Below are 24602 nucleotides of genomic sequence, written 5' to 3' on the forward strand. Positions count from 1 at the left end.
CGCTCGCGAAAGGGGTTGAGGGCAGAACGAGCGCCCCGCGCGGCCGTCAGGCCGGGGAGATGGGGACCCAGCCAAAGGCGGCGCGCTCGGCCTCGTCCAGCTGGTGGATGAGGCCCATTTCCCAGGCGAGATATTGGCGGGACGCCTCGGCATTGCCGTCATGGCGGTCATGGACGAACCAGACCCGGTCGCGGGCGTCCTCCCGGCTCATGCGCCGGCGCACGCGATCGACCGGCCACCCCGCCTGCGCGCAGGCATCGGCGTCGGCCGGCAGCCAGCGGGCGGAAACGCCGGCCGCGCGCAGCTCGCAAGTGGCCGCCGCGACGGCCGTTGCATCACCGAGCAGAATCGCCTGCCGTGCGCCCTTCGCGAGCGCGCCGGGCAGCTCGCCGCGCAGCACCCAGCGCGCGCCATCGAGCCGCCACGACTCCCAGTCGCCGGAGGCGCGCAGATCCAGCACCGGCACGCCGCTCTGGGCGAGGCCCCACGCCGTCCGGGCGTCAATCGCGGCAGGCGGGGCGGGGGCCTTGAGCGCGAGCGCGGGAACCATGGGGACGTCGTTTTCCTCGACCTCATCAAGCGCCAGCACATGCGTCTCGAAGCCGAGCGCGCGCAGGAACAGCGCCGCCAGCGCGGCCCGCAGCCCGGTGTCGTCGATCAGGATCAGCCGGCCATGGCGGATGCCGACATATTGGTCGGTCGCCTGAATCAGCTGGCCGGCAAGGACGGGGACCGCACCTGGCACCGGCCGGGCCGCCCGTTCCGCCTCGCTGCGCAGATCGAACAGGAAGGGGGTGCGGCCGGCCTCATGCAGCAGCGTTTGCTCCGCGCGAGGCGTGAGCGTCGAGAGCTGCGCGGCGGCGATAAGGCGTTGGGCACGGGCCCGGCTGGCCTGCGCCTGGGCGGGGTCCAGCTCCGGCAGCGGATCGGCCTGCGCGCCCCGGTCGAGCGGCAGGCCGGCGAGCGCCCAGCCCTGCGTGCCGTTTTCCAGCGCATAGACCGGGTTGGCCACGCCGATGGCGCGCAGCGTCAGCGCCCCGACAATGCCGCGGGTCCGGCCGGCGCAGGTGATGACGATCGGCGTCGCAGGGTCCGGCACGGCGGCGCCGACCCGATGGGCGAGCTCGCCATTGGGCACGCAGCGCGCGCCCTCGATCCGCATCTTGGCGTATTCGATAGGGGGCCGGGCATCGAAGAAGGCGTGCGCGCGCCCCTCGCGGCGCCAGCGTGCCAGCGTGGCGGCGTCGATCATCGCGGGGCGATGGTCGTGCTCCAGCAATTCGCCCAGCGTCTTGCTCGGCACATTGACCCCGGCGAAGACACCGAACCCCGCCGCTTGCCATTCGGGAAGCCCACCCGCGAGGACGGCGATGTCGGTATAGCCGCAGGCCGCCAGCCGCTGCGCGGCCGTCTCGGCGATGCCGTCGCCATCATCGATGAGCAGCACCGGGCAGTCGGGGCGCGGCACCAACGCAATGGCGGAGGCTTCCAGCCGGCTGAACGGGCAGGGGACGGCGAAGAGCGGGTGCCCCTCGCCGAAGGCTGCCGCCTCGCGCACATCGAGAAAGGCGATTTCCTCCCCGCCATGCAGGCGGGCCTTTGCCGCCGCCGCCGTCACCGCTGCCGTGTTCATGTAACGCGCTCACCACGGAAGAAGCGGTAGAAGGCGGCGTAGATAAGATCGGGGCGGTGCTCGGCCGGGTAGTGCCCGGTCGGCACCGGCAGGCCGACGAGATCGTCCGCCCATTCCGACCAGGCTTCCACCGGCTTGAAGTGACGGCCGCAATGGCTGTTGGTGCCCCAGATCACCAGGGTCGGACAGGCGATCTTGCGCGTGCCGTAGTCGGCCGTGTCCATGTCGAGGTCGACGGTGATGGTGGCGCGGTAATCCTCGCACACGGCGTGGATCTGCTCGCGGGTGGCGCAGCGTATGTACTCGTCCATCGCCTCGGGGGTGAAGATCTCCAGCCCCACGCCCTTCTTGTTGAGCTTGTAGCGCATGTAATAGTCGAGATCGGCGCCGAGCAGGTTTTCGGGAAACGGTGCCTTCTGCGCCATGAAGAACCAGTGATAGCTCTCGCGCGCCCAGCCGAGCGTGATGTTGTTCAGCACATGGTGCGTCGGCACGATGTCGAGCGCGGCGTAGCGGGTGATGCGCTCGGGCCGGTCGAGGCACATGCGGAAGCCGACGCGGGCGCCACGGTCATGGCCGGCGACGGCGAAGGTCTCGTGGCCGAGTGCGTCCATCACCTCGAACGCATCCTCGCCGATGGCGCGGAAGGAATAGCCCGAATGGTCCTCGCCGCCATCGGGCTTGGAGCTGTCGCCATAGCCGCGCATGTCGATCGCGACCACCGAGAAATCGCGCGCCAGCGACGGGGCCACCTTGTGCCAGCTGACCAGAGTAAGCGGGTTGCCATGGATGAGGAGGAGGGGAGGTCCTTCGCCGGCAGTGGCGACATTGATCTCGGCGCCGCGCGTCCTGATGCGCCGGAAGGTGAAACCCTCCATCAGCCGCGTGGTCTGAACGAGTTCGGGAACGGCTTCTGCAACGTCCATCGGGCGCCTCCTCGCATGGGTCGGACTTTACTGTCCGCATTGTGCCAACTGTCAACAATATGGCCCTGAAAGGCAAGGGCATTGCGCAGGAAGTGCCCATTCGGCGACAAACTGACGGCAAGGTTCAGATTGTCGACCACGCGAGCGTCCACCCGACCTGATGTTGGGCTGAGTATGAGACCTCGCGCCTACGGGTGACGGCAGGCGGGACGGCCGGCCAGAGCATTTGCCAGCCGAAATGCCCCGCCCTCGACGACCGCCGCATCGACGCGCTGGTTGCGTTCCTGAAGACGCTGACCGACAAGCGGCTGGAGCCGCTGCTGGAGCCGCCCGCCGCCGCCCGCCGAGAGGAGAGGGGCGGCAGCGCCGGGGGGCTTACGCATTTATACTTGCGATATAACGATTGCAAATTTATGCAATCGTTATATGTAGAGAGTGGCAGGAACGGACCTGCCGCGCTCAGGAAACCCGCCATGACCCGCAACATCGGACCCGTCGACAAGGCCGTTCGCATCGTCCTCGGCCTCGTCCTGCTCTCGCTGATTTTCGTGCTGGAAGGCGATCTGCGCTGGATCGGCCTGATCGGCGTCGTGCCGCTGCTCACCGCGCTGATGGGCAATTGCCCGCTTTATTCCGTCTTCGGCCTTTCGACCTGCCCGGTGGCCGGGCGCAAGTGACGCCGGCCGATGCCGGCTGACGTCAAGGAGCCTGCCATGACGCCGCAGCCCGAAGTGACCGGGTTCTTCGATCCGCGCACCTGGTCGATCCAGTATGTTGTCGCCGATCCGGCGACGAAGATGTGCGCCATCGTCGACCCGGTCTATGATTTCGACGAGAAGTCGGGCCAGACCGCCTCGATCAATGCCGACCGCATCCTCGCCTTCGTGCGCGAGCGGGGCTACACGGTCGAGTGGATTCTCGACACCCACCCCCATGCCGACCACTTCTCCGCCGCGCCTTATCTCAAGGAGAAGACCGGCGCGCCGACGGCGATCGGCGAACGGGTGAAGGACGTGCAGGCGCTCTGGAAGGGATTCTACAACTGGCCGGACTTCCCCGCCGACGGCTCGCAATGGGACCGGCTGTTCACGGAGGGCGACCGCTTCAAGGTCGGCGACATCGAGGCCCGGGTGATGTTCTCGCCTGGGCACACGCTGGCCTCGATCACCTATGTCGTCGGCGACGCCGCCTTTGTCCATGACACGCTGTTCATGCCCGACAGCGGCACCGCCCGGGCCGATTTCCCCGGCGGCAGCGCCAGGGTGCTGTGGGACTCGATCCAGGCCATTCTGGCGCTTCCCGACGAGACCCGCCTTTTCACCGGCCATGACTACCAGCCGGATGGGCGGGAGCCGATGTGGGAATCCACCGTCGCTGAACAGAAGGCGGGCAACATCCACATGGTGCGCTGCACCACCCAGGAAGCCTTCGTCGCGGTGCGCGAGGCGCGCGACCGCAGCCTCGCCATGCCGAAGCTGATCCTGCAGTCGCTGCAGATCAACACCAATGGCGGGCGGCTGCCAGTGCCGGAATCGAACGGGGTACGCTATCTCAAGATTCCGCTCGACCTGCTCAAGGGTGCGGTCTGGGACTGACGTCATCCGGGAAAGACACGATGCTCGACACGCCTGCCAGCGAGATCGCCGACATGAAGGCCCGGGTGGGGGAAGCCTCGGCCTTTTTGAAGACCCTGTCCAATCCCGACCGGCTGATGGTGGCCTGCGCGCTGGTGCAAGGCGAACGCTCGGTGCGCGAGCTGGAGGATCTGCTCGGCATCCGCCAGCCCGGCCTGTCGCAGCAGATTGCCGGGCTGCGGGAAGCGGGGCTGATCGTCGGCCGCAAGGAGGGTAAGCAGGTGTTCTATCGCCTCGCCGATCCCCGGGTGGAGACCTTCATCGCCACCATGCACGCCCTGTTCTGCGCGCCGCACGCGGCCGAAACCACGCGATAGAATCATGACCGACTTCACCCCCGTTGCCTCCCTCGTCGGCGGCGCCCTGATCGGCCTCAGCGCCGTGCTGATGATGCTGGCGGAAGGCCGCATCGCCGGCATCAGCGGCATCGCCAGCCGGCTGTTTCCCCCCTATGCCGACAAGGCTTTCGCCGGCCGGCTGGCCTTCGTCGCCGGGCTGGTCGCCGCGCCCCTGCTTTACGCCGCCGTCACCGGCGCGGCGGTGGTGCAGACGGTGTCCACGAACCTCGCGCTGATGGTCGCTGCCGGCCTGCTGGTCGGCTTCGGCTCGGTGTGGGGCTCGGGCTGCACCTCGGGCCATGGCGTGTGCGGGCTTTCGCGCCTGTCGCGGCGCTCGTTCGTCGCCACCGGCGTGTTCATGGCGGTGGGCTTTGCCACCGTCTTTGTCGTGCGCCATGTGATTGGAGGCTGAGGCCATGTCGATCCTCGTCAATCTCGGCCTCGGCCTGCTGTTCGGCTTCGGGCTCATCGTCTCCGGCATGAGCAACCCGGCCAAGGTGCTGAACTTCCTCGATCTGTTCGGCACGTTCGATCCCTCCCTTGCCTTCGTCATGGGCGGTGCGGTGGTGGTCGCCTTCATCGGCTTCCGGCTGGTACTGACGCGCGAGAAGCCGCTGATGGCGCCGCGCTTCCAGCTGCCGACCCGGAGCGATATCGACGCAAGGCTGATCGTCGGGCCGGCGCTGTTCGGGATAGGGTGGGGGCTGGGCGGCTTCTGTCCCGGCCCGGCCTTCGCCGCGCTCGGCCTTGCCGCGCCGGGGACGCTGGCCTTCATTCCCGCCATGCTGGCGGGTATGTGGGCGGCGCGCGCCCTCGCCGAGCGCAGGGCCTAGGCGCAGGACGTCGGCCGGCAAGGTCGTGCCGCAAAGGGGGAGTGCCGCGTGCGGGAAAACAGCGGGTTGCCGATCGTGCCGGTCTCCTTCTTCGGCATGGTGCTGGGCCTTTGCGGGCTGGGGGGAAGCTGGCGCGCCGCCCATGCGCTCTGGGGCGTGCCGGCGATCCTCGGCGAGGCGTTCATGGCGGCGGGCGCGCTCGTCTGGGCGGTGGTCCTGCTGCTCTATGTCCTCAAATGGACGCTGGCCCGCCCAGCGGCGCTGGAGGAACTTCACCATCCGGTGCAGTCGGGATTCGTCGGGCTGGCCGGCGTGGCGACGCTGCTGGTCAGCATCGGCGCGGCGCCCTATTCCCGTGCCCTTGCCGAGGGGCTGCTGCTGTCCGGCGCGCTGTTCACGCTCGGCTTCGGCGTCTGGCGCACCGGTTGCCTGTGGCGCGGCGAGCGCGACCCGGAGGCCGCCACCCCGGTGATGTACCTGCCGCTGGTCGCCGGGAGCTTCGTGACCGGCACCGCCTGCGGGGTGCTCGGCTTCCAGAATTGGGGGCAGTTGGCGTTCGGCGCCGGCCTGTTCTCCTGGCTCGCCATGGAATCGGTGCTGCTGAACCGCTTCCAGCACGGCTCCGCCCTGCCGCCGGCGCAGCGCCCGACGCTCGGCATCCAGCTGGCGCCGCCGGTGGTCGGGGCTGTGACCTATCTCAGCCTGACCGACGGCGGGCCGGACATCTTCGCCCGGGCGCTGCTGGGCTATGGGCTGCTCCAGCTGCTGCTGATCGCCCGGCTGCTGCCGTGGATCCTGCGCCAGCCGCTCTCTCCGGCCTATTGGGCCTTCACCTTCGGTCTCACCGCACTGGCGACTGCGACCCTGCTTCTGGTCGCGCGGGGCGAGACGGGCGTGCTGGCGGTGCTGGCGCCGTTCCTGCTCGCCCTCGCCACCGGCGTCGTCGCCCTCGCTTCCGCCCACAGCCTCTGGCAGCTGGCGAGTGGACGCCTTCTGCCGCCGTCGCCAAAGCGCCGGTGACAAGAGGGGCGCGGCAGCCTCGCCGGCGCCGCTGGACGGCGGGCGGCTTGAGGGCTAGACCGCTCGCATGCGGCCCGGGCTCCTCATCTTCGACTGCGACGGCGTGCTGATCGACAGCGAGATGCTCGCTGCAAGCGCACTGATCAACGAGCTTGCCTGTCACGGCGTCGCCGTCGACATGGACTTCGTGGCGCGCCATTTCATCGGCCGTGCCCATACGGTGATCCGGACCGAGGTGAGGGCGCGTTTCGGCCGGGAGTTGCCGGCCTCCTTCGAGGATGACTACCGCAGCCGGCTGCTTGCCGGGTTCGAGGCGGGCCTCGCTCCCATGGAGGGAGCGCTGGAGGCGCTGGCGGCGCTCACCGTGCCGTTCTGCCTCGCCACCTCGTCCAGCCCGCCGCGCCTGGCCGCCTCGCTGCGGATCGCGGGCCTGGCGGAGCTGTTCGCCGGCCGCGCCTTCACCGCCTCGCAGGTAGCGCGCGGCAAGCCGGCGCCGGACCTGTTCCTGTACGCGGCGTCGCAGATGGGGGTCGACCCGGCCGCCTGCGTGGTGGTGGAGGACAGCGCGGCGGGGATCGCCGCCGGACTGGCCGCCGGCATGGAGGTTTGGCATTTCGTCGGCGGCGCCCATTTCGCGGGCATGGACATGCCGCTGCCTGCCGACGTAAGTCCGCACCGGCGCTTCGCCGGCTTCTCGGAGATCCGGGCGGCGATGCCCACTCTCTTTCACGCGCCGCCCGATATAGCAGACCCGACATGAGCCTGACGCCCGAGATGGACGCTTCGATCGACGACCAGGCCGCCCGCGCGGCCTGGCTCTATTATGTCGGGGGGCTGACGCAGGACCAGATCGCCAGCGAGATGGGGCTGTCGCGCCAGCGGGCGCAGCGCCTCGTCAGCCGGGCGGTGGCGGCCGGGCTTATCCATGTGCGGCTGAATCACCATCTCGCCCGCTGCGTCGAGCTGGAAGCGGCTCTGCGCGCGCGCTTCGGGCTGGTGCGCTGCCGGGTAATGCCGGGGCTCGGGCCGGCGCGCGACCCGGTGCGTTCCATCGCCCCCGCGGCCGCCGAGGAGATGGAGCGGGTGCTGGCGGAGAGCGGTTCGCGCGTCATCGCGCTCGGCACCGGGCGGGCGCTGCGCGGCATGGTGGATGCGCTGAGCCCGGTGGAGGCGCCGCAGCACCGTTTGGTTTCGCTGCTCGGCAATATCGCGCTCGACGGCTCGGCCTCCTATTTCGAGGTCATTATGCGCCTGGCCGAAAAGGTGCGGGCGCCGCATTACCCGATGCCGGTTCCGGTGCTGGTCGACACGGTCGAGGAAAACCGCACGCTCCAGTCGCTCACCGCCGTGCGCAAGGTGCGCGGGCTGGCGCAGGCGGCGGACGTCACCTTTGTCGGTGTCGGCCAGATGAGCGAGGATGCGCCGCTGCTGACTGACGGCTTCCTCACCCCGGACGAACTGCACGAGATCCAGCGTGTCGGTGCGGCTGGCGAGGTGGCCGGGTGGATCTATGATCGCCAGGGGCGCTATCTCGACCTCGCCCTCAACGCCCGCCTGACCGGCGTGCGGGTGGAGATCGCCACGCCCGAGCGCCCGGTCATCGGCATCGCTGCCGGGGAGGCCAAGATCATGGCACTCCGGGCGGCGCTGACCTCCGGTATCATCAACGGCCTCGTTACTGACGAGCCCACCGCCGCGGGCATTCTGGCCGGCTGAGGCTCCGCCCCAGACCCACGCACACGTGCATGTGAGGATCGTGACGCAACGGCAGCGTGCCGGTGCGGCGCGTCCGGTGCACACTTAAGCGGCTGATCTGCCTAATATAATACCACATTCTTACGTGCTTTCGACCAAAGGCGGGCCGACTGCTCGCGCCTGCAGCATCGAATTCACTTGACGCCCGCATGGGTGCGCGTGAGTATTTGCCCATACGGCGATTATTTGCTCAAAAACGCCGAAGGGAGGAGAGCTATGACCGTGACATTCCGCACCCTCGCGGGTGCCTCGCTGCTGGTTGCCCTGATGGGCTCGGCCTCGGCGCAGACCAGCATCACCGTCGCCACCGTGAACAATGGCGACATGATCCGCATGCAGCGGCTGATGCCCGAATTCAACGCGCTGCATCCCGACATCAAGGTCAACTGGGTGACGCTGGAAGAGAACGTGCTGCGCCAGCGCGTGACCACCGACATCGCCTCCAAGGGCGGCCAGTATGACGTGCTGACCATCGGCAATTACGAAGTGCCGATCTGGGCCAAGCAGGGCTGGCTGATGCCGCTGGAGAACCTTGGCGCCGATTACGACCAGGCCGACCTGCTGCCGCAGGTGGCGCAGGGCCTCACCGTCGACGGCAAACTCCACGCCGTGCCGTTCTACGCCGAAAGCTCGATGCTGATGTACCGCACCGACCTTCTGGAGAAGGCCGGGCTGAAGATGCCCGAAAATCCCGATTGGGATTTCATCACTGACGCGGCCCAGAAGATGACCGACAAGGGCGCCGGCATCTACGGCATCTGCCTGCGCGGCAAGGCCGGCTGGGGCGAGAACATGGCGTTCCTCACCTCGATGAACAATTCCATGGGCGGCGCCTGGTTCGACATGGAGTGGAAGCCGCAGTTCAACGGGCCCGAGTGGAAGCAGACCCTCGACACCTATCTGAAGCTGATGACGGAATACGGCCCGCCCGGCTCCTCCTCCAACGGCTTCAACGAGAACCTGGCGCTGTTCCAGACCGGCAAGTGCGGCATGTGGATCGACGCCACCGTCGCCGCCTCCTTCATCTCCGACCCGAAAGAGTCGCAGGTTGCCGACAAGGTGGGCTTCGCGCCCTCGCCGGTGCGCAAGGGTGGCTCCAACCACGGCAACTGGCTGTGGTCGTGGAACCTCGCCATCCCGGCGACCACGTCCAAGGCGGAAGCCGCCAAGACCTTCGTCGCCTGGGCGACCTCGCCCGCTTATACCAAGCTGGTGGCGGAGAAGGACGGCATCGCCAATGTGCCTCCGGGGACCCGTACCTCGCTGTACAAGAACCCGGACTATCTGAAGGTCGCGCCCTTCGCCGCGATGACCCTGACCGCCATCGAGTCGGCCAACACGCAGAAGCCGTCGGACAAGCCGGTGCCCTATACCGGCGGCCAGTTCGTCGCCATCCCCGAGTTCCAGGCGATCGGCACGGCGGTGGGCCAGCAGTTCTCGGCCGCGCTCGCCGGCAAGGCGACCGCCGACCAGGCGCTGGCGGCTGCGCAGGCGCTCACCACCCGTGAGATGACCCGCGCCGGCTACCCCAAGAAGTAGCCCCCTCTCCGGGCCTTCGCGCTGCGAAGGCCCTTAACGTCCGCCCGGCGCCCGCCCGCGCCGGGCTGTTTCCCGACACGGCGCGAGGGTCTCCCGCTCCCGTGCCGTGTCGGGACCTCCCCGCACAGGGGCAGAATTTCGCGGCCACGCCGGCGACGCCTGCGTGCCGCCGAGCGCTCGAACCCCATCCGTTCCTCCGAGCCTGCGGCGGCCTGCGCCGCCGCGCGCTCTGGCCAGGGAGGCCCTCCATGGCGACGCAAGCCTCACGCATTGCCGGCCGGCTGATGCTCTCCCCGGTGGTTGTGCTGCTGTTCCTGTGGATGATCGTGCCGCTGGGCATGACCATCTACTTCTCCTTCCTGCGCTTCAATCTCCTGATGCCGGGCACGGAAGAGTTCACCGGCTTCGAGAACTACAGCTACTTCTTCACCGATCCCGCCTTCTGGCCGGCGCTGGTCAACACGCTGGTCCTCGTGCTGGGCGTGCTTGTCATCACCGTTGTCGGCGGGGTTGCGCTGGCGGTGCTGCTCGACCAGCCGATGTGGGGGCAGGGGATCGTCCGCATCCTCGTCATCGCGCCGTTCTTTGTCATGCCGAGCGTGTCCGCGCTGGTGTGGAAGAACATGCTGATGAACCCGGTCAACGGGCTGTTCGCCGCGCTGGCGCGCGGGCTCGGACTGGAGCCGATCGACTTCTTCGCCGACGCACCGCTCGCTTCCATCATCGCCATTGTCGCCTGGCAGTGGCTGCCCTTCGCGACGCTGATCCTGTTCACCGCCATGCAGAGCCTCGATCGCGAGCAGATGGAAGCCGCCGAGATGGACGGCGCCGGCCCGATCTGGCGCTTCGTGCACCTCACCATTCCGCATCTGATGCGGGCGGCGACGGTGGTGGTGCTGATCCAGACCATCTTCCTCCTGTCGGTCTTCGCCGAAATCCTCGTCACCACCAATGGCGGTCCGGGCACGGCCTCCACCACGCTGACATTCCTCGTCTACATGCAGTCCATGCTGCAGTTCGACGTCGGTCTCGGCTCGGCGGGCGGCATCGTCGCGGTCATCCTCGCCAATATCGTCGCGATCTTCCTGATGCGGATGATCGGCAAGAATCTGGAGGCTTGAGATGGCACGCGAGGCTTCCAAGGGCCACAAGGCCGCCGTCACGGTGCTCGCCTGGGGCGTGGCGCTGCTGATCTTCTTCCCGATCCTGTGGACCTTCCTCATCTCGTTCAAGACCGAGGGCGAGGCGATCAATTCGCACCCGTCCTTCCTGTTCTTCGAGTGGACGCTGGAGAATTACGAGACGGTGAACCAGCGCTCCGACTATCTCGCGCATTTCTGGAACTCGGTGGTGATCTCGCTCGGCTCGACCGTGCTCGGCCTCATCATCGCGGTGCCGGCGGCGTGGTCGATGGCCTTCGTGCCCGGCAAGCGCACCAAGGACCTATTGATGTGGATGCTCTCCACCAAGATGCTGCCGGCGGTGGGCGTGCTGGTGCCGATCTATCTGCTGGCCCGCGACGCCGGCCTGCTCGACACCAAGACCGGCCTCGTCATCGTGCTGACCATGGTGAACCTGCCGATCATCGTGTGGATGCTCTACACCTACTTCAAGGAAATCCCCGGCGAGATCCTGGAAGCGGCGCGGATGGACGGGGCCACCCTGTCCTCGGAAATCCTCTATGTGCTGACGCCCATGGCGGTGCCGGGCATCGCCTCGACGCTGCTGCTCAACGTCATTCTCGCCTGGAACGAGAGCTTCTGGACGCTGAACCTGACGGCGGCCAGCGCCGCGCCACTCACCGCCTTCATCGCCAGCTATTCCAGTCCGGAAGGGCTGTTCTACGCCAAGCTTTCAGCCGCCAGCACCATGGCCATCGCGCCGATCATGATCCTGGGCTGGTTCAGCCAGAAGCAGCTCGTGCGCGGGCTGACCTTCGGCGCCGTGAAATAGGGAGAGACTTATGGGCGAGATCGTTCTTTCCGAAGTCCGCAAGTCCTTCGGCGGCGTGTCGATCATCCAGGGGATCGACCTCGTGATCCCCGATGGCGAGTTCGTGGTGTTCGTCGGCCCATCGGGCTGCGGCAAGTCCACCTTGCTGCGCCTGATCGCCGGGCTGGAGGACACCTCTTCCGGCACCATCTCCATCGATGGCAAGGACGCGACCAAGCTGCCGCCGGCAAAGCGCAGCCTCGCCATGGTGTTCCAGAGCTACGCGCTCTACCCGCATATGAGCGTGCGCAAGAACATCGCCTTCCCGCTGCGCATGGCCGGCCTGCCGGCCGAGGAGCAGCAGCGCAAGGTGGAGGCGGCGGCGAAGGTGCTGAACCTCACCCCCTATCTCGACCGCAAGCCGAGCCAGCTTTCCGGCGGCCAGCGCCAGCGAGTCGCCATCGGCCGCGCCATCGTGCGCGAGCCGGCGGCGTTCCTGTTCGACGAGCCGCTGTCCAATCTCGACGCGGCGCTGCGGGTCTCGATGCGGCAGGAAATCTCCGAGCTGCACCACACGCTCAAGACCACGATGATCTACGTCACCCACGACCAGGTGGAGGCCATGACTATGGCCGATCGTATCGTGGTGCTGAATGCCGGCCGCATCGAGCAGGTGGGCAGCCCGCTGGAGCTCTATCGTTCCCCCGCCAACCTGTTCGTCGCCGGCTTCATCGGCAGCCCGAAGATGAACCTGATCGAGGGCGCGGAAGCGGCCAAGTATGGCGCCCATACGCTCGGCGTGCGCCCCGAGCATATCGATATCGCTGAAGACGGTCCGTGGAAGGGCCTTGTCGGCCTGTGCGAGCACCTCGGCTCCGACACCTTCCTGAAAGTCGAGGTGGAGGGCATCGGCCAGATCAATGTCCGCGTCGGCGGCGACGTACCACTGCGCCATGGCGCGCGGGTGAACCTCGCCCCGCAGGCAGACAAGCTCCATCGCTTCGACGCTGGCGGCAAGGCGATGGTGTGAGCTGTCGCGCGCCCGCCCGCCTTGCCTGAGCTACCGCGCCCGCCCGCCGGGCCGCGCCTTCAACGTCGCCCCTGCGTGCATGGCGCGACAACCGGAAGACCTGAGAGATGACGACCCCCGCCCACGCGCTTCCCGCCTATGCGCCTCCCGCCTATGACCGCGCCCGCCTGACGCCGGGCATCGTTCATATCGGCCTCGGCAATTTTCATCGTGCCCATCAGGCGGTCTATCTCGACGACCTGTTCGCCCTCGGCGAGGGGCATGACTGGGCGATCATCGGCGCCGGCGTGCGCCCGGCCGATGCGGCGATGCGCGACGCGCTGAAGGCGCAGGACTGCCTGTCCACCGTGATCGAACTCGACCCCACCGGCCGGCGCGCCCGCCGCGTCGGGTCGATGATCGACTTTCTCCCCGTCGAGCCGGGCAATGGCGCGCTGGTCGCCGCGATGGCGCGGCCGGAGATCCGCATCGTCAGCCTCACCGTGACCGAGGGTGGCTATTTCATGGATTCGGCCGGGCGGCTCGACACCGGCGCCCCCGGCATCAAGGCTGATGCCGCCAGCCCCGACGCGCCGGAGACGGCTTTCGGCGCCATTCTCGCCGCCTTGAAGCTTCGCCGCGCTGCGGGGGTGCCGCCCTTTACGGTGATGTCCTGCGACAACCTTCCCGGCAATGGCCATGTGACGCAGCAGGTGGTGGTGGGTCTGGCCCGGCTGTCCGACCCGGACTTCGCCGCCTGGGTCGAGGCAAATGTCGCCTTCCCCAATGGCATGGTCGACCGCATCACCCCCGCCACCGGCGAGCGCGAACGCGCCATGGCGGCGGCATTCGGGCTTACCGACCCGGTGCCTGTCACCTGCGAACCCTTCCGCCAATGGGTGCTGGAGGATCATTTCCCTGCCGGCCGCCCGGCGCTGGAAAAAGTCGGCGTCGTGTTCACCGAGCATGTTCACGCCTATGAGGCGATGAAGATCCGCATCCTCAATGGCGGCCATGCCATCATCGCCTATCCCGGCGGGCTGATGGATGTCGACCTGGTGCATGAGGCGATGGAGGAGCCGCTCATCTCTGCCTTCCTCGACAAGGTGGAGCGGGAGGAGATCATCCCGATCGTGCCGCCGGTGCCGGACACCGATCTCGACGCTTATTACAGCGTCATCCGCGAGCGCTTCGCCAATCCTGAGGTGGCGGACACGGTGCGCCGGCTCTGCCTCGACGGCTCCAACCGGCAGCCCAAGTTCATCGTCCCTTCGATTCGCGACAACCGCGCTGCCGGCCGCTTGCCGACGGGTCTGATCCTCGAATCCGCTTTGTGGTGCCGCTACTGCGCCGGGGTCAGCGACAGCGGCGCGGTGATCGAGCCGAACGATCCCAATTGGGACGAACTGACCGTCCGCGCCCGCGCAGCCAAGGATGATCCTGCCGTCTGGCTGGCGATGAGCGAGGTCTATGGCGATCTCGGCAGCGATCCGGAGATGGTGGTGGCTTTCGCGCAGGCGCTGCGCGCGCTATGGGCGAAGGGTGCCCGCGCGGTTCTTGCTGACTATCTCGCGGGCTGAGGTCAAACGTTCCAGAGGTTGCCCATGTCCGCGCCCGCTTCGCCCGCCGCGCCGGTTCTGCTTTGCGCCGGGGAGGCGCTGATCGACATGGTGCCGCGTCCGACGCCGGAAGGGCAGGCCTTCCTGCCACTGCCGGGCGGGGCGGTGTTCAACACCGCCATCGCCGCCGCCCGGCTCGGCGTGTCGACGCGCTTCTGGTACGGCCTGTCCAGCGACATGTTCGGGGAGCAGCTGCGCGCCGCCCTCGCCGATGCCGGCGCCGATGCCAGCCTGTGCGCGCCGGTCGACCGGCATACGACGCTGGCCTTTGTCACGCTGGTGGAGGGGCAGGCGCGCTATCTCTTCCTCGATGAAAACACCGCCGGCCGCATGCTCACGCCGGTGGACCTTCCCGATCTTCCTGACGAGGTCGGGGTGCTGTTCTTCGGCGGCATCAGTCTCGTGAACGAGCCGGTGGGCTCAGCCATGGAGGCACTGGCGGCGCGCACGGCGGGCGACGGGCAAGTGCGGCTCATCATGCTCGACCCCAATATCCGCCCTGGCTTTATCCGTGACGAGGCGACCTATCGCGCCCGTCTCTTCCGGCTGATTGCCCTCAGCCATGTGGTGAAGCTGTCCGACGAGGACCTGTTCTGGCTGACGGGCCCCGGCGAGATCGCCACGCAGGCGGAGCGTATCCGCGCCATGGGGCCTCGGCTCGTTCTCATCACGCTGGGGGCCAGGGGTGCCCGCGCGTTCGGTGAAGGTCTGGACGTCGCTGTGCCGGGGCAGGCGGTGACGGTGGCTGATACGGTAGGGGCGGGCGACACCTTCAATGCCGCCTTCCTCTGCGCGCTGGTCGAACGGGGCCTGGCGACACCCGAGGCGCTGGGCGGCATGTCCTCCGACGTGCTCAACGCGGCGCTCGACTTCGCCAGCCGCGCGGCGGCGATCTCGGTCACGCGCGCCGGTGCCAACCCGCCCTGGCGGCACGAGGTGGCGGCGGCGGGCTGAAGGCGCGGCCACCTCTCCGGAACCCCCGCCTGCGGGCGGCGTTGAGCCAGACAGGCAAAACGGGAGGAGAGTTCGCCATGATCCCCATCCAGGCCGATCCTACGAATCCGGGCATGCCGCCGATGCCGGATGTGAACCCGGTGCCGGACGTGCCGCCGACTCCCGACCCGGCGCCGATCCACGATCCGGTGCAGCCGCCGGTGCATGATCCCGACGTGCCTGACATTCGCGATCCCGTTCCGCCCAATGTCAGTGATCCCTGGCCAGCCCCGCCGCCCCCGCAGCAAGGCGTTAGGGCGGCTGCGGTTGTTGCGACGCCGCCCCGCGAGCCGCCATCGGATCGGCCCCAGCCCGGTATCGACGAGCCGACAATGCCGCCCGACCAGGATCCCGACATCACCCCCGAGGTCGAGGAGCCGCTGGACGAGCCGACCGCGCCGCCGATCGACCTTCCCCCGCGCGACCCGGCGCCGGCGCCGATGTGACCGATCCGAAATCCTGCAAATGAGGGAACACGGCCCGGGTGGCGCGTGTTCTCTTGATGCGGCGGAGATTAATTCATGCCGCCGCAGTACAGATTATCGGATGACACCCTGAAGGCCATTCCGAAAGGAGTAATTTACCATGGGTCTGTTCTCCAAAGACATCAAGACCATGGACGATCTCTTCGTCCACACGCTTCGCGACATCTATTATGCGGAGAAGAAGATCGCCAAGTCGCTGCCGAACATGATCGAAAAGGCGAGCGATCCGCAGCTGAAGGCGGACTTCCAGAAGCATCTGTCCGAGACCGAGGGCCACATTCTTCGCGTCGAGGAAGTGTTCAAGATGCATGGCGTGGACGCCAAGGCGGTCACCTGCCCGGCGATTGACGGCATCATCGACGAGGCTGAGGAAGTCTCCGGCGAAGTCGCCGACAAGCAGGTGCTGGACGCTGCGCTCATCGCGGCGGCGCAGGCGGTCGAGCATTATGAGATGACGCGCTACGGCACGCTCATCGCCTGGGCCAAGCTGCTGGGACGTCCGGATTGCGCGAGCGTGCTGGCGAAGAACCTCGAAGAGGAAAAGGCCACGGACGCCAAGCTGACCAAGCTGGCGGAGGCGCGCGTCAACCTGCACGCCGCCGAATAAGACGGCGCACGCTGCCGGTACTCGCCTTTGCGAGGCCTGCGGCGGCGTGGTTCTGCCGCGATCCAGGAGGTTCGCATGCCCGCTAAGTCGAAAGCCCAGCAGATGGCCGCCGGCGCGGCGCTCTCCGCCAAGCGCGGCGACACCAGCAAGAGCGATCTCAAGGGCGCCTCGAAGTCGATGGAGAAATCCATGACGGAGAAGGAGCTGGAGGAACTCGCCAGCACCAAACGCAAGGGCGAGCCCGGCCACGCCGTCGCGTGAGGCGGCTTGACGGAAGAACCGGCGACGCGGCTGCACCCGTGCCGCCGGCTTGGCGTTTTCTGCGGCGTTGGCGCGAGGCGTCCGCGCGGTCCCTTACCGAGGTCGACCATGGCTCTCAGTAGCGGCGGCAAGCCGACACGCTCCTATTTCACCCGCTTCGCCCAGTGGATAGCGACACAGGCCGGCAAGCCGATAACCTTTGCCGCCGCCGCGAGCCTCATCGTGCTGTGGGCCCTCACCGGGCCCTTTGTTGGCTTTGGCGATACCTGGCAGCTCATCATCAACACCTCGACCACGATCATCACCTTTCTCATGGTCTTCGTGATCCAGAACAGCCAGAACCGCGATACCGCCGCCCTCCACATCAAGATCGACGAGCTGATCGCCCGCACCGAAGGCACGCGGCGGGTGCTTCTCGATCTTGAGGAGCTGGACGACGGCGCACTGGAAAAGATTCGCGGCGAATATGAAGAACTCGCCCGCCGGGAGCGCGAGGGCGGCGAGGATGAGGGCGATGCGCCGACCGCTCGCGGCGGCTAGGCCAGGACAGGGCGGGAAAGAAGCCGGCGACTGCCTCGGCCTAGAGCATTTTCGAGCGAAGCGTGTTCCGGTTCGCGTGACGAAAATGGGTAAGAACAGTAACCTAGAGCACCTCCGTTGAACCGGGTTTCACCGGACGTGCTCCAGGCGTTCCCTCAGTCCTTCGCGTCCGACGCCTTCCGGCCCGCGTTCCTGTCCTTGCCATTGGAGGAGCGCTTGCGGTTGGTGTAGCGGGCATTGCCGAGCCCGGTGCCGATGGTGAGCACCCCCCAATGCGCGACATCCTGCATGAAGGGCACCTCGCTCAGCCCCTGCACAACGGCGTCATTGTGCATCACCACGGTGGTCTCGTTGCCGCCGATGGAGGGGATCGCCTCCCAAAGCGCCGAGGGAAGGTTGAAACGTGAGCTCTGCCAGTTGCCGGGCAGGTTCTGGGCGCCGTTCTCGATGGTGCCATCGCCGGCGATCGAGCCGGGGCAGCCGACGCCAATGAAGGGCGCAAGCCGCAGATCGTCTTTCTCTGCCTGTGCGATGAGCTTTTCCAGCATTCGCACCAGCCGCTTGATGGCGTCCTCGCGGCTGGGCTCGTCATCCCCATGCCGCCAGAGGTCAAAGCTGCGCACGCGGGCCTTGGAGAGGTCGTCCGACTTGTCGAGATTGAGCCGGACGATGCCGCAGCGGATGTTGGTGCCGCCGATATCCACCGCCAGAATGTTGTCGAAGCTGGCGAACATCCAGCTCGGGGCGAGGTGGGCGGCGCCGATCAGCCCCGCTTCGTCAGGCTCGTGCCGGATCGGCCGCAGCTCGATGTCGATGCCCTCGGCGCGCGCCAGCAGTTCCGTCCGTGCCACCGCGATCTCGGCGAAGCGGCCGGCCTTCAGGCCGCCGCCAATCACGACGCGCTGGGTGTCTCGCCATTCCTTGCTGCGCAGAAGACGGCGGATCACGGCAAACAACTCGTTGGCGTATTCCTCGATGGCGCTGTGTATGATGGCCTGCTCATGCGGCTTGCCATCGGCGAGGGCCTCGTCGATCACCGACTTCGAAAGCTCGGCTGTCGGCGTTTCGCCGAGAACGGAGAGCTTGCGGTCGCCGAGATCGCGCCAGCGGTCGAAGATCTCGAAGAACGCGGCGCGCCGGGCCCGATCACCGATGAAGCCCTCCTCGTCGCGCAGCTGCGCGTTGAATGCATCGACGGTGACGCTCGTCAGCGTGGCGGCCCCATGGATCGCCACATTGGGCGGCGTGTCCTTGGTCTTATGCTCCACGCTTTTGGTCTGCGCTGCGCTCTTGCCCATTCCCATGCTTCCCATTCGCTCCCGCTTCTTCGTGGCGAGAACGAATGAGGACGACCGGGCGTTCCATCGCCCGGCAGGAAGATGGTAGGGCCGCGATCAGGTCCGCTTGCGGCGGCCGGGTGACACCGACGCGGGTGCCGGTGCCTCGGTGATGGTGGATTCCGCGCTGACCTTCTTCGGCCGGGCCGCCTTCGGCTTCGCGGCGGCTACCGGCGCCGGCTCCGGCTCGGATGCCGTTTCGGGCGCGGCTTCCGATTCTGTCGCGGGGGTGGTGTCGGCAGCGGCCTCAGCCTCTGGCAGGCCGTCCTCCTCCATCACGATCGCGACGGCGCGGAACCAGTGCTCTCCGTCGCGGCCATGGGGATATCCCTCTTCTTCCCACAGTCGGTAGGCCCATTCACGGATACGCGTCTCTCGCTCGTTCATGGCGGGTCCCCTGCAACAGATTGTCCAGCGTGAACCGTTCGGCACCGCGGCGCTACAGCCAAGGTGCCGCACTCCGATGAAAAGCAGAAGACGGAAGACGACGTATGGACTCTTCGTCGCGGTGACGTGAAGCGGACCTTAGTCGCGCAGGCTGCGATAGGCGACCTGCAGCGCCTCGAACGCCTTGAAGCGGCGGGCGTGCCAGTCGCGCGTGCGCTCCGCCGGCGAGTAGACCACCTCGATTTGCGACATGGAGGCCATGGCGTCGGTGAAGCTGGCGTAGCGACCGGCGGCGACGGCGCCGAGAATCGCCGAGCCAAGCAGCACCGGCTCGGGGGCGGCGGTGGCGGCGACAGTCACCTGCGCCGCATCGGCCAGTACCTGGCGAACCAGCGCGCTCTGGCCGGCGCCGCCGGAGATGACGACCATCTGCGTGCGCGCGCCCTTGGCGGCCTGCGCATCAAGGATCTGGCGCAGCCCGTAGCCGATGCCCGCCAGGCCGGCCATGTACAGCCCGACCAGGCTGTCCAGCCCCTCATCCATGCCGAGCCCGGCGATGATGCCGCGCGCGAGATGGTCGGCGAAGGGCGCGCGGTTGCCGAGGAACTCCGGCACCACATGCAGCGTGCCGGCGAGCTCGGCGATGGCGGCCGCGCCGCCACCCGCCTCGGCACGCTGGGCCAGCCAGACATTGACGCTCTGCCCGGCGGCCCGTGCCAGCTCGGCGGCCTGTGGGGCGGCCGGATGCAGCCGCACCAGCCGGTCGATGGCGGCACCGGCGGCGGATTGCCCGCCCTCGTTCAGCCAGACATCCGGCACCATGGCGGAGAAATACGGTCCCCAGACGCCGGGCACGAAGGCCGGTTCGGCCGTGGTGAGCAGGGTGCAGGCGGAGGTGCCGAACACATAGGCCATGCGGCTGAGCACATCGCCGCTGCCGCCGCGCGCGCCGACCGTGCCGATGCCGCCGGCATGGGCGTCGATCAGCCCCGCCGCCACGGCGGTGCCCGGCGCGAGGCCGAGCTCGTTCGCCGTCTCATCGGTCAGCCCGGCGCCGAGCGGCGTGCCGGCGGCGACGATCTCAGTGCCGATGCGCGCGAAGCCCTCATCGGCGAGGGTGCCGAGGCCGATCTTGCGGAAATAGTCCGCGTCCCAGCGCTGCTCATGCGCCAGATAGGTCCATTTGCAGGTGACGGTGCAGACCGACCGGGCAAGGCTGCCGGTCGCCTTCCAGGTGAGGAAATCGGCGAGGTCGAGGAACTGCCACGCGCCGGCGAAGGTGGCGGGAAGTTCCTCGCGCAGCCAGAGCAGCTTGGGCGTTTCCATCTCCGGCGAGATGGTGCCGCCGACATAGTCCAGCACCGGGCTGCCGAGCGCGTTGATGCGGTCGGCCTGGCCGGTGGCGCGGTGGTCCATCCACACGATGACGTTGCGGGCGGGGTCGCCATGCCGGCCGACGGGGAGGGGATGCCCGCCCTCGCCAAGCACGACCAGCGAGCAGGTGGCGTCGAAGCCGATGCCGGCAATCGCGCCTGGCGCGAGGCCGGCGGCCTCCCGCGCTTCCTTCACGCAGGCGCAGACGCAGGCCCAGATATCGTCGCTCGATTGCTCGACGATATCGCCCGCTTCCTTCCACATGCGGATGTCGCGCTTGGCGACGGCGAGCTGCCGTCCGTCCGCATCGAAGATGCCGGCGCGCACGCTGCCCGTGCCGACATCGATTCCCGCGAAGCATCCGCCCATGGCCTAGAGGTCCGTTCCGTTCGGCACGATCACCAGATCGCGTATGGTCACATTACGCGGCCGCGTCAGCATGAAGATGACGCAGTCCGCCACTTCCTTTGCTTCCATCAGGGCGCCGGAGGCAAGTGCCTCGTCGAGCTTGGCCTGTGGCCAGTCCTTGATCAGGGCGGTGACGACGGGCCCGGGAAGAACGGCGCCGACGCGGATGCCGTGCTTGGCCACCTGCCGGCGGGTGGTGTGGACGAAGGCCTGAACGGCGAATTTCGAGGCGGTGTAGATCGGCTCCCACACCACCGGCACCACGCCGGCGATGGAGGAGGTGAACAGCACGTCGCCGGTTCCGCGCTCGACCATGTGCGGCAGAACCGCCTGCACGGTGCGGAAGGCCGCGTTGATGTTGAGGTTCAGCACCCGATCCCACACATCGGGATCGCCCTCCACCACGTCGCCGCCGATATAGGCGCCGGCATTGGCGTGGAAGATGTCGAGCTGCCCGCATTTTTCGAGAATCTGCGGCAGCATGGTGGCGACACTCGTGGGGTCGAGCAGATCGACCACGACCGGCACGGCCTTGGGGCCGAGCTCAGTGCACAGCGCGGCCAGCGTGTCGGCGGCGCGGTCGACCAGGGCGACGGTGGCGCCCTCAGCGAGCATGGCGCGGGCGCATTCGAGCCCGATGCCCGACGCCGCGCCTGTTATGGCGGCTACCTTGCCTTCAAGCCGGTTTGCCATGGGGGAACTCCGATGGGGTTGGTACACGCCCGATCGAACGGGCGGAAGAAGCTTGTGTGTCCCTCTCCCCGCCGGGGAGAGGGAGAGGCGCCGCCTCAGCCCGGCATCACGATCTGCAGCTTCACATCGGTCGGCAGGCCCTTGGCGGCGCGGTCGAACGCCTCGATGCTGCGGGCGAAGTCGAAGGTCTCGGAGATCAGCGGCTTGAGGTCGACCTTGCCGGAGGCGATGAGGTTGACCGCGCGGTCGAAATTATTGGCGTAGCGGAACACGGTCTCGATCCGCGCTTCCTTGATGATCGCCGCCGCAACATCGAACTTCGTCGTCTCCACCGGCATGCCGATCAGCACCAGCGTGCCGCCGGGGCGGACGATATCGAACAGGCCCTCATAAGCGCGCGGCGAGCCGCTGGCCTCGAACACCACATCGGCGCCCCAGCCCTCGGTTTCCTCGGCGATCACCTCAGCCAGCGGGCGCTCGGTGATGTTGACCGGGTGGATGCCCGGATACTGGCCGGCAATGGCGAGCTTCGGCGCGGAGAGATCGGAGATGTAGACGCGCGAGCAGCCGCCAGCCAGCGCGGCGAGCGCGGTCATGATGCCGATCGGGCCGCAGCCGATCACGACAGCCACATCGCCGGGGGTGATGCGGGCGCGGGTGGCCGCCTGCAGGCCGACGGCGAAGGGCTCGACCATGGCGCCCTCGGCGAAGGAGACGTTGCCGGGCAGCTTGTAGGTGAAGGCGGCGGGGTGGACGACCTCGGGGGTGAGCACGCCATGGATCGGCGGCGTCGCCCAGAAGCGCACATCCGGATCGACATTGTAGATGCCGAGCTTGGTGGCGCGCGAATTCATGTTCGGCACGCCCGGCTCCATGCAGACCCGGTCGCCGACCTTGAGATTCTTCACATTGGCGCCGACCGCCGTGACCACGCCCGCCGCCTCGTGGCCGAGCACCATGGGCTCGCGCACGATGAAGGAGCCGATGGCGCCGTGGGTGTAGTAATGCACGTCGCTGCCGCAGACGCCGACCGTGTGGATGGCGATCTTGACGTCGTCCGGGCCGACCTCAAGCGGGAGATCGATGTCGCGAAGGGAAAGCTCGCCCTTCTTTTCGAGAACCAGTGCCTGCACCATGGGGCGTGTCCTGCTGGAGTGTGCCGTCGTCGGGGCGCTCAGAGAGCGAGGCCGGCGGCGTCGAAGAGATAGATGTGGGAGGGGGCGATGCCGAGGGTGAGCGCGTCGCCCGGCTTGAGGTTCGGCCGGCCGGCGGTGAGCGCGATGATCGGCTCGCCTTCCGAGCGGGCATAGAGCTGGGTCGACCCGCCGAGGCTCTCGGAGAAGTCGAGGGTGAGCGCCAGCACCGGGTTGCCGGTGTTCACGGTCAGGTGCTCGGGTCGCAGGCCCACGGTCACGGCCGCGCCAACCTTGGTGCGGGCGGCAGCGGGCGTGTCGAGGGTGAGCCTGCCGCCGGCGAAGGTGGTGTGCTCCAGCGCCAGGGTGCTGCCGGAGACGGAGGCGACCTTGGCATTGATGAAGTTCATCTTCGGCGAGCCGATGAAGCCGGCGACGAAAATGTTGGCCGGCGTGTCGTAGAGCTCGGTGGGCGAGCCGATCTGCTCGACGAGGCCGGCGCGCAGCACCACGATGCGGTCGGCCAGCGTCATCGCCTCCACCTGGTCATGGGTGACATAGACCATGGTGGCGCCCAGCGCCCGGTGCAGCTTGGCGATCTCCACCCGCATCTGCGAGCGCAACTCGGCGTCGAGATTGGACAGCGGCTCGTCGAACAGGAACAGCTTGGGGTGGCGCACGATGGAGCGGCCGATGGCAACGCGCTGGCGCTGGCCGCCGGAAAGGGCGCGCGGCTTGCGCTCCAGCAGCGCTTCCAGCTGTAGGATGCGCGCGGCCTCCAGCACCTGCGCCTTGATCTCGGATTCCGGCTTCTTGGCCATGCGCAGGCCGAACGCCATGTTCTCGAACACGCTCATATGCGGGTAGAGCGCGTAGGACTGGAACACCATGGAGACCTCGCGCTTGGCGGGCTCCTCATAGGTCACATCCTTGCCGTCGATGTAGAGCTCGCCCGAGCTGACATCCTCCAGCCCGGCGATCATGCGCAGCAGGGTGGACTTGCCGCAGCCCGAAGGACCGACGAACACCACGAACTCGCCCTTCTCGGCCTCGAAGCTGACGCCCTTGATGACGGCGGCGTCGCCATAGTTCTTCTTGATGTTGTCCAGTCGCAGGAAGGTCATCGTGCAGTCTCCAGATAGGCCGGCCGCGAGGGTCCGGCGGCCGTCCATCAGTTCGTGAGCAGCGCGGCGGCGCAGCGTTCGTCCGTCACCAGTCGGTTCACATAGCCCGCGCGCAGGATCGCCCGCACGATCGGCACCTTGTAGAGGCCGCCCGAGGCGAGGATCGAATGGCGCACCGGGTTCAGCTCGTGCGGCGCCAGGGAGAGCACCCGCTCGTTCAGCGGGTGATCCACCGGGCGCCCGTCGGCATCGAGGAACATGCCGAGCAGGTCGCCCACCGCGCCGGCGGCCCGCAGGCTATCGAGGTTTTCCGAAACGGTCTGCGTCTGCACCAGCAGCGAGCGGGTCGTCATGTCGCCGCAGGAGAGCAGCGCCACGTCCACGGTGCGCGCGCGGCGCATGGTCTCGCTGATCCCATGATGGGAGAGCAGCATGGTGCGGCTCTCCGGGGTCGGGAAATAGAGCGGGGCGGCGAGGTAGTAGCATTCGGCCGAGATGGCGCGGGCATAGCCGGTGGCGACCTCAAAGGTGCTCGACCCCGAACCGCGGGTGAGCCCACCCATCACCGATGTGACCCAGCTCTCCGTCATCGGCCGGGCGGTGACGCGCTTGAGCCCGGCGGCGAGTGTCTTGCCCCAGCCGACGCCAAGGCCCATGCCGTTCTCCAGCAGCGTGTCGAGCAGGCCGCCGGCGGCCTCCCCGATCACGCGCTGCTGCTCGGCCTCATCGGGCAGCGCGGGGACAACGCTGACATGCTCCAGACCGAACTTAGCCTTCAGCCGCTGCTCGGCCTCGATGCAGTCGGCCATGGGCATGCGGATGTCGATGAAGACCGATCCGTCCGAGCGCACCTGGCCGAGGATCTTGTTGGTGCGCAGCCGGGTAAGGCCGAGCTGGTCGGCAATCTCCTGCTGGGTCAGGCCGCCGATGAAATAGAGCCATGCGACCCGCGCACGGATCTGCGCGGCTTCCATCTCCACCGTCGCCACCGGCCTGTTTCGCTCGCGCCCGCTGCCGTTCAT

The 24602-nt window shown here is 67.8% G+C and carries 27 protein-coding genes; 18 read left to right on the forward strand and 9 right to left on the reverse strand.

The window, feature by feature from the left end:
* Positions 1 to 46 precede the first annotated feature (46 nt).
* Positions 47 to 1633, reverse strand: coding sequence for a rhodanese-like domain-containing protein (locus BLO63_RS12675; protein WP_091441056.1), 1587 nt, complete (start codon positions 1631 to 1633; stop codon positions 47 to 49).
* Positions 1630 to 2559, reverse strand: a complete 930-nt coding sequence (locus BLO63_RS12680; RefSeq protein ID WP_091441058.1) for an alpha/beta fold hydrolase — start codon at positions 2557 to 2559, stop codon at positions 1630 to 1632. Before BLO63_RS12680 ends, BLO63_RS12675 begins: the two co-directional genes overlap by 4 nt.
* A gap of 473 nt (positions 2560 to 3032) precedes the next feature.
* Between BLO63_RS12680 and BLO63_RS12685 the strand changes: the two genes are divergently transcribed.
* The 18 genes from BLO63_RS12685 to BLO63_RS12770 all read left to right on the forward strand — a co-directional run bounded on the left by BLO63_RS12685 (position 3033) and on the right by BLO63_RS12770 (position 17124).
* Positions 3033 to 3236, forward strand: a complete 204-nt coding sequence (locus BLO63_RS12685) for a YgaP family membrane protein (RefSeq protein WP_091441060.1) — start codon at positions 3033 to 3035, stop codon at positions 3234 to 3236.
* Positions 3237 to 3272: 36 nt separating this feature from the next.
* Positions 3273 to 4154 carry an MBL fold metallo-hydrolase gene (locus BLO63_RS12690; RefSeq protein ID WP_244517854.1) on the forward strand — a complete coding sequence of 294 codons (882 nt, stop codon included), beginning with the start codon at positions 3273 to 3275 and terminating at the stop codon, positions 4152 to 4154.
* A gap of 20 nt (positions 4155 to 4174) precedes the next feature.
* A complete protein-coding gene (locus tag BLO63_RS12695; RefSeq protein WP_091441065.1) occupies positions 4175 to 4510 on the forward strand; it encodes an ArsR/SmtB family transcription factor in 336 nt (111 codons plus the stop codon).
* A gap of 4 nt (positions 4511 to 4514) precedes the next feature.
* On the forward strand, positions 4515 to 4943 hold the full coding sequence (locus BLO63_RS12700) for a YeeE/YedE family protein (protein ID WP_091441068.1): 429 nt from the start codon (positions 4515 to 4517) through the stop codon (positions 4941 to 4943).
* 4 nt (positions 4944 to 4947) lie between these two features.
* Positions 4948 to 5364, forward strand: a complete 417-nt coding sequence (locus BLO63_RS12705; RefSeq protein WP_091441070.1) for a DUF6691 family protein — start codon at positions 4948 to 4950, stop codon at positions 5362 to 5364.
* A gap of 66 nt (positions 5365 to 5430) precedes the next feature.
* Positions 5431 to 6384: a dicarboxylate transporter/tellurite-resistance protein TehA gene (gene tehA, locus BLO63_RS12710; RefSeq protein WP_091441072.1), complete on the forward strand. Its 954-nt coding sequence runs from the start codon at positions 5431 to 5433 to the stop codon at positions 6382 to 6384.
* Between the two features lie 67 nt (positions 6385 to 6451).
* A complete protein-coding gene (locus BLO63_RS12715; RefSeq protein ID WP_091441075.1) occupies positions 6452 to 7144 on the forward strand; it encodes an HAD family hydrolase in 693 nt (230 codons plus the stop codon).
* Positions 7141 to 8100, forward strand: coding sequence for a sugar-binding transcriptional regulator (locus BLO63_RS12720; protein WP_091441077.1), 960 nt, complete (start codon positions 7141 to 7143; stop codon positions 8098 to 8100). Before BLO63_RS12715 ends, BLO63_RS12720 begins: the two co-directional genes overlap by 4 nt.
* A 261-nt stretch (positions 8101 to 8361) precedes the next feature.
* On the forward strand, positions 8362 to 9678 hold the full coding sequence (locus BLO63_RS12725; RefSeq protein ID WP_205409331.1) for an ABC transporter substrate-binding protein: 1317 nt from the start codon (positions 8362 to 8364) through the stop codon (positions 9676 to 9678).
* Positions 9679 to 9926: 248 nt separating this feature from the next.
* Positions 9927 to 10799, forward strand: a complete 873-nt coding sequence (locus BLO63_RS12730; RefSeq protein WP_091441082.1) for a carbohydrate ABC transporter permease — start codon at positions 9927 to 9929, stop codon at positions 10797 to 10799.
* Between the two features lies 1 nt (position 10800).
* Positions 10801 to 11631: a carbohydrate ABC transporter permease gene (locus tag BLO63_RS12735; RefSeq protein WP_091441084.1), complete on the forward strand. Its 831-nt coding sequence runs from the start codon at positions 10801 to 10803 to the stop codon at positions 11629 to 11631.
* Between the two features lie 10 nt (positions 11632 to 11641).
* Positions 11642 to 12640 carry an ABC transporter ATP-binding protein gene (locus BLO63_RS12740; RefSeq protein ID WP_091441086.1) on the forward strand — a complete coding sequence of 333 codons (999 nt, stop codon included), beginning with the start codon at positions 11642 to 11644 and terminating at the stop codon, positions 12638 to 12640.
* A 107-nt stretch (positions 12641 to 12747) separates the two neighbouring features.
* Complete coding sequence (locus BLO63_RS12745) at positions 12748 to 14199, forward strand: mannitol dehydrogenase family protein (protein WP_091441089.1); 1452 nt, start codon at positions 12748 to 12750, stop codon at positions 14197 to 14199.
* A 24-nt stretch (positions 14200 to 14223) separates the two neighbouring features.
* A complete protein-coding gene (locus tag BLO63_RS12750) occupies positions 14224 to 15192 on the forward strand; it encodes a carbohydrate kinase family protein (protein WP_091441092.1) in 969 nt (322 codons plus the stop codon).
* Positions 15193 to 15269: 77 nt separating this feature from the next.
* On the forward strand, positions 15270 to 15677 hold the full coding sequence (locus BLO63_RS12755) for a hypothetical protein (RefSeq protein WP_091441094.1): 408 nt from the start codon (positions 15270 to 15272) through the stop codon (positions 15675 to 15677).
* Positions 15678 to 15816: 139 nt separating this feature from the next.
* Entirely contained in the window at positions 15817 to 16323 is a 507-nt protein-coding gene (locus BLO63_RS12760; protein ID WP_091441097.1) for a YciE/YciF ferroxidase family protein, read from the forward strand.
* Positions 16324 to 16398: 75 nt separating this feature from the next.
* Entirely contained in the window at positions 16399 to 16584 is a 186-nt protein-coding gene (locus BLO63_RS12765; RefSeq protein WP_091441100.1) for a DUF3008 family protein, read from the forward strand.
* Between the two features lie 108 nt (positions 16585 to 16692).
* Positions 16693 to 17124 (forward strand): low affinity iron permease family protein, encoded by a 432-nt coding sequence (locus tag BLO63_RS12770; protein WP_091441102.1) that lies wholly within the window; start codon positions 16693 to 16695, stop codon positions 17122 to 17124.
* 155 nt (positions 17125 to 17279) lie between these two features.
* On the opposite strand, the gene BLO63_RS12775 is transcribed toward BLO63_RS12770, so the two are convergent.
* The 7 genes from BLO63_RS12775 to BLO63_RS12805 form a co-directional block, all read right to left on the reverse strand.
* Complete coding sequence (locus BLO63_RS12775) at positions 17280 to 18422, reverse strand: ROK family protein (protein WP_091441105.1); 1143 nt, start codon at positions 18420 to 18422, stop codon at positions 17280 to 17282.
* A 96-nt stretch (positions 18423 to 18518) separates the two neighbouring features.
* A complete protein-coding gene (locus tag BLO63_RS12780; protein WP_091441107.1) occupies positions 18519 to 18848 on the reverse strand; it encodes a DUF2934 domain-containing protein in 330 nt (109 codons plus the stop codon).
* 138 nt (positions 18849 to 18986) lie between these two features.
* On the reverse strand, positions 18987 to 20591 hold the full coding sequence (locus BLO63_RS12785) for an FGGY-family carbohydrate kinase (RefSeq protein ID WP_091441110.1): 1605 nt from the start codon (positions 20589 to 20591) through the stop codon (positions 18987 to 18989).
* A gap of 3 nt (positions 20592 to 20594) precedes the next feature.
* Positions 20595 to 21323 (reverse strand): SDR family oxidoreductase, encoded by a 729-nt coding sequence (locus tag BLO63_RS12790; protein WP_091441111.1) that lies wholly within the window; start codon positions 21321 to 21323, stop codon positions 20595 to 20597.
* 95 nt (positions 21324 to 21418) lie between these two features.
* Positions 21419 to 22456 (reverse strand): NAD(P)-dependent alcohol dehydrogenase, encoded by a 1038-nt coding sequence (locus BLO63_RS12795; RefSeq protein ID WP_205409332.1) that lies wholly within the window; start codon positions 22454 to 22456, stop codon positions 21419 to 21421.
* Positions 22457 to 22497: 41 nt separating this feature from the next.
* Positions 22498 to 23580, reverse strand: coding sequence for an ABC transporter ATP-binding protein (locus tag BLO63_RS12800; protein WP_091441116.1), 1083 nt, complete (start codon positions 23578 to 23580; stop codon positions 22498 to 22500).
* A 47-nt stretch (positions 23581 to 23627) separates the two neighbouring features.
* On the reverse strand, positions 23628 to 24602 hold the full coding sequence (locus tag BLO63_RS12805) for a sugar-binding transcriptional regulator (RefSeq protein ID WP_091441429.1): 975 nt from the start codon (positions 24600 to 24602) through the stop codon (positions 23628 to 23630).

Origin of the sequence: Ancylobacter rudongensis (assembly GCF_900100155.1) — a bacterium.
In the GTDB taxonomy this organism is placed as follows: domain Bacteria; phylum Pseudomonadota; class Alphaproteobacteria; order Rhizobiales; family Xanthobacteraceae; genus Ancylobacter; species Ancylobacter rudongensis.

Bases quoted from the DNA above. Each gene is read 5' to 3' on its own strand.
- BLO63_RS12675 (WP_091441056.1), bottom strand. From the start codon at position 1,633: ATGAACACGGCAGCGGTGACGGCGGCGGCGGCAAAGGCCCGCCTGCAT.
- BLO63_RS12680 (WP_091441058.1), bottom strand. From the start codon at position 2,559: ATGGACGTTGCAGAAGCCGTTCCCGAACTCGTTCAGACCACGCGGCTG.
- BLO63_RS12685 (WP_091441060.1), top strand. From the start codon at position 3,033: ATGACCCGCAACATCGGACCCGTCGACAAGGCCGTTCGCATCGTCCTC.
- BLO63_RS12690 (WP_244517854.1), top strand. From the start codon at position 3,273: ATGACGCCGCAGCCCGAAGTGACCGGGTTCTTCGATCCGCGCACCTGG.
- BLO63_RS12695 (WP_091441065.1), top strand. From the start codon at position 4,175: ATGCTCGACACGCCTGCCAGCGAGATCGCCGACATGAAGGCCCGGGTG.
- BLO63_RS12700 (WP_091441068.1), top strand. From the start codon at position 4,515: ATGACCGACTTCACCCCCGTTGCCTCCCTCGTCGGCGGCGCCCTGATC.
- BLO63_RS12705 (WP_091441070.1), top strand. From the start codon at position 4,948: ATGTCGATCCTCGTCAATCTCGGCCTCGGCCTGCTGTTCGGCTTCGGG.
- BLO63_RS12715 (WP_091441075.1), top strand. From the start codon at position 6,452: ATGCGGCCCGGGCTCCTCATCTTCGACTGCGACGGCGTGCTGATCGAC.
- BLO63_RS12720 (WP_091441077.1), top strand. From the start codon at position 7,141: ATGAGCCTGACGCCCGAGATGGACGCTTCGATCGACGACCAGGCCGCC.
- BLO63_RS12730 (WP_091441082.1), top strand. From the start codon at position 9,927: ATGGCGACGCAAGCCTCACGCATTGCCGGCCGGCTGATGCTCTCCCCG.
- BLO63_RS12735 (WP_091441084.1), top strand. From the start codon at position 10,801: ATGGCACGCGAGGCTTCCAAGGGCCACAAGGCCGCCGTCACGGTGCTC.
- BLO63_RS12740 (WP_091441086.1), top strand. From the start codon at position 11,642: ATGGGCGAGATCGTTCTTTCCGAAGTCCGCAAGTCCTTCGGCGGCGTG.
- BLO63_RS12745 (WP_091441089.1), top strand. From the start codon at position 12,748: ATGACGACCCCCGCCCACGCGCTTCCCGCCTATGCGCCTCCCGCCTAT.
- BLO63_RS12750 (WP_091441092.1), top strand. From the start codon at position 14,224: ATGTCCGCGCCCGCTTCGCCCGCCGCGCCGGTTCTGCTTTGCGCCGGG.
- BLO63_RS12755 (WP_091441094.1), top strand. From the start codon at position 15,270: ATGATCCCCATCCAGGCCGATCCTACGAATCCGGGCATGCCGCCGATG.
- BLO63_RS12760 (WP_091441097.1), top strand. From the start codon at position 15,817: ATGGGTCTGTTCTCCAAAGACATCAAGACCATGGACGATCTCTTCGTC.
- BLO63_RS12765 (WP_091441100.1), top strand. From the start codon at position 16,399: ATGCCCGCTAAGTCGAAAGCCCAGCAGATGGCCGCCGGCGCGGCGCTC.
- BLO63_RS12770 (WP_091441102.1), top strand. From the start codon at position 16,693: ATGGCTCTCAGTAGCGGCGGCAAGCCGACACGCTCCTATTTCACCCGC.
- BLO63_RS12775 (WP_091441105.1), bottom strand. From the start codon at position 18,422: ATGGGCAAGAGCGCAGCGCAGACCAAAAGCGTGGAGCATAAGACCAAG.
- BLO63_RS12780 (WP_091441107.1), bottom strand. From the start codon at position 18,848: ATGAACGAGCGAGAGACGCGTATCCGTGAATGGGCCTACCGACTGTGG.
- BLO63_RS12785 (WP_091441110.1), bottom strand. From the start codon at position 20,591: ATGGGCGGATGCTTCGCGGGAATCGATGTCGGCACGGGCAGCGTGCGC.
- BLO63_RS12790 (WP_091441111.1), bottom strand. From the start codon at position 21,323: ATGGCAAACCGGCTTGAAGGCAAGGTAGCCGCCATAACAGGCGCGGCG.
- BLO63_RS12800 (WP_091441116.1), bottom strand. From the start codon at position 23,580: ATGACCTTCCTGCGACTGGACAACATCAAGAAGAACTATGGCGACGCC.
- BLO63_RS12805 (WP_091441429.1), bottom strand. From the start codon at position 24,602: ATGAACGGCAGCGGGCGCGAGCGAAACAGGCCGGTGGCGACGGTGGAG.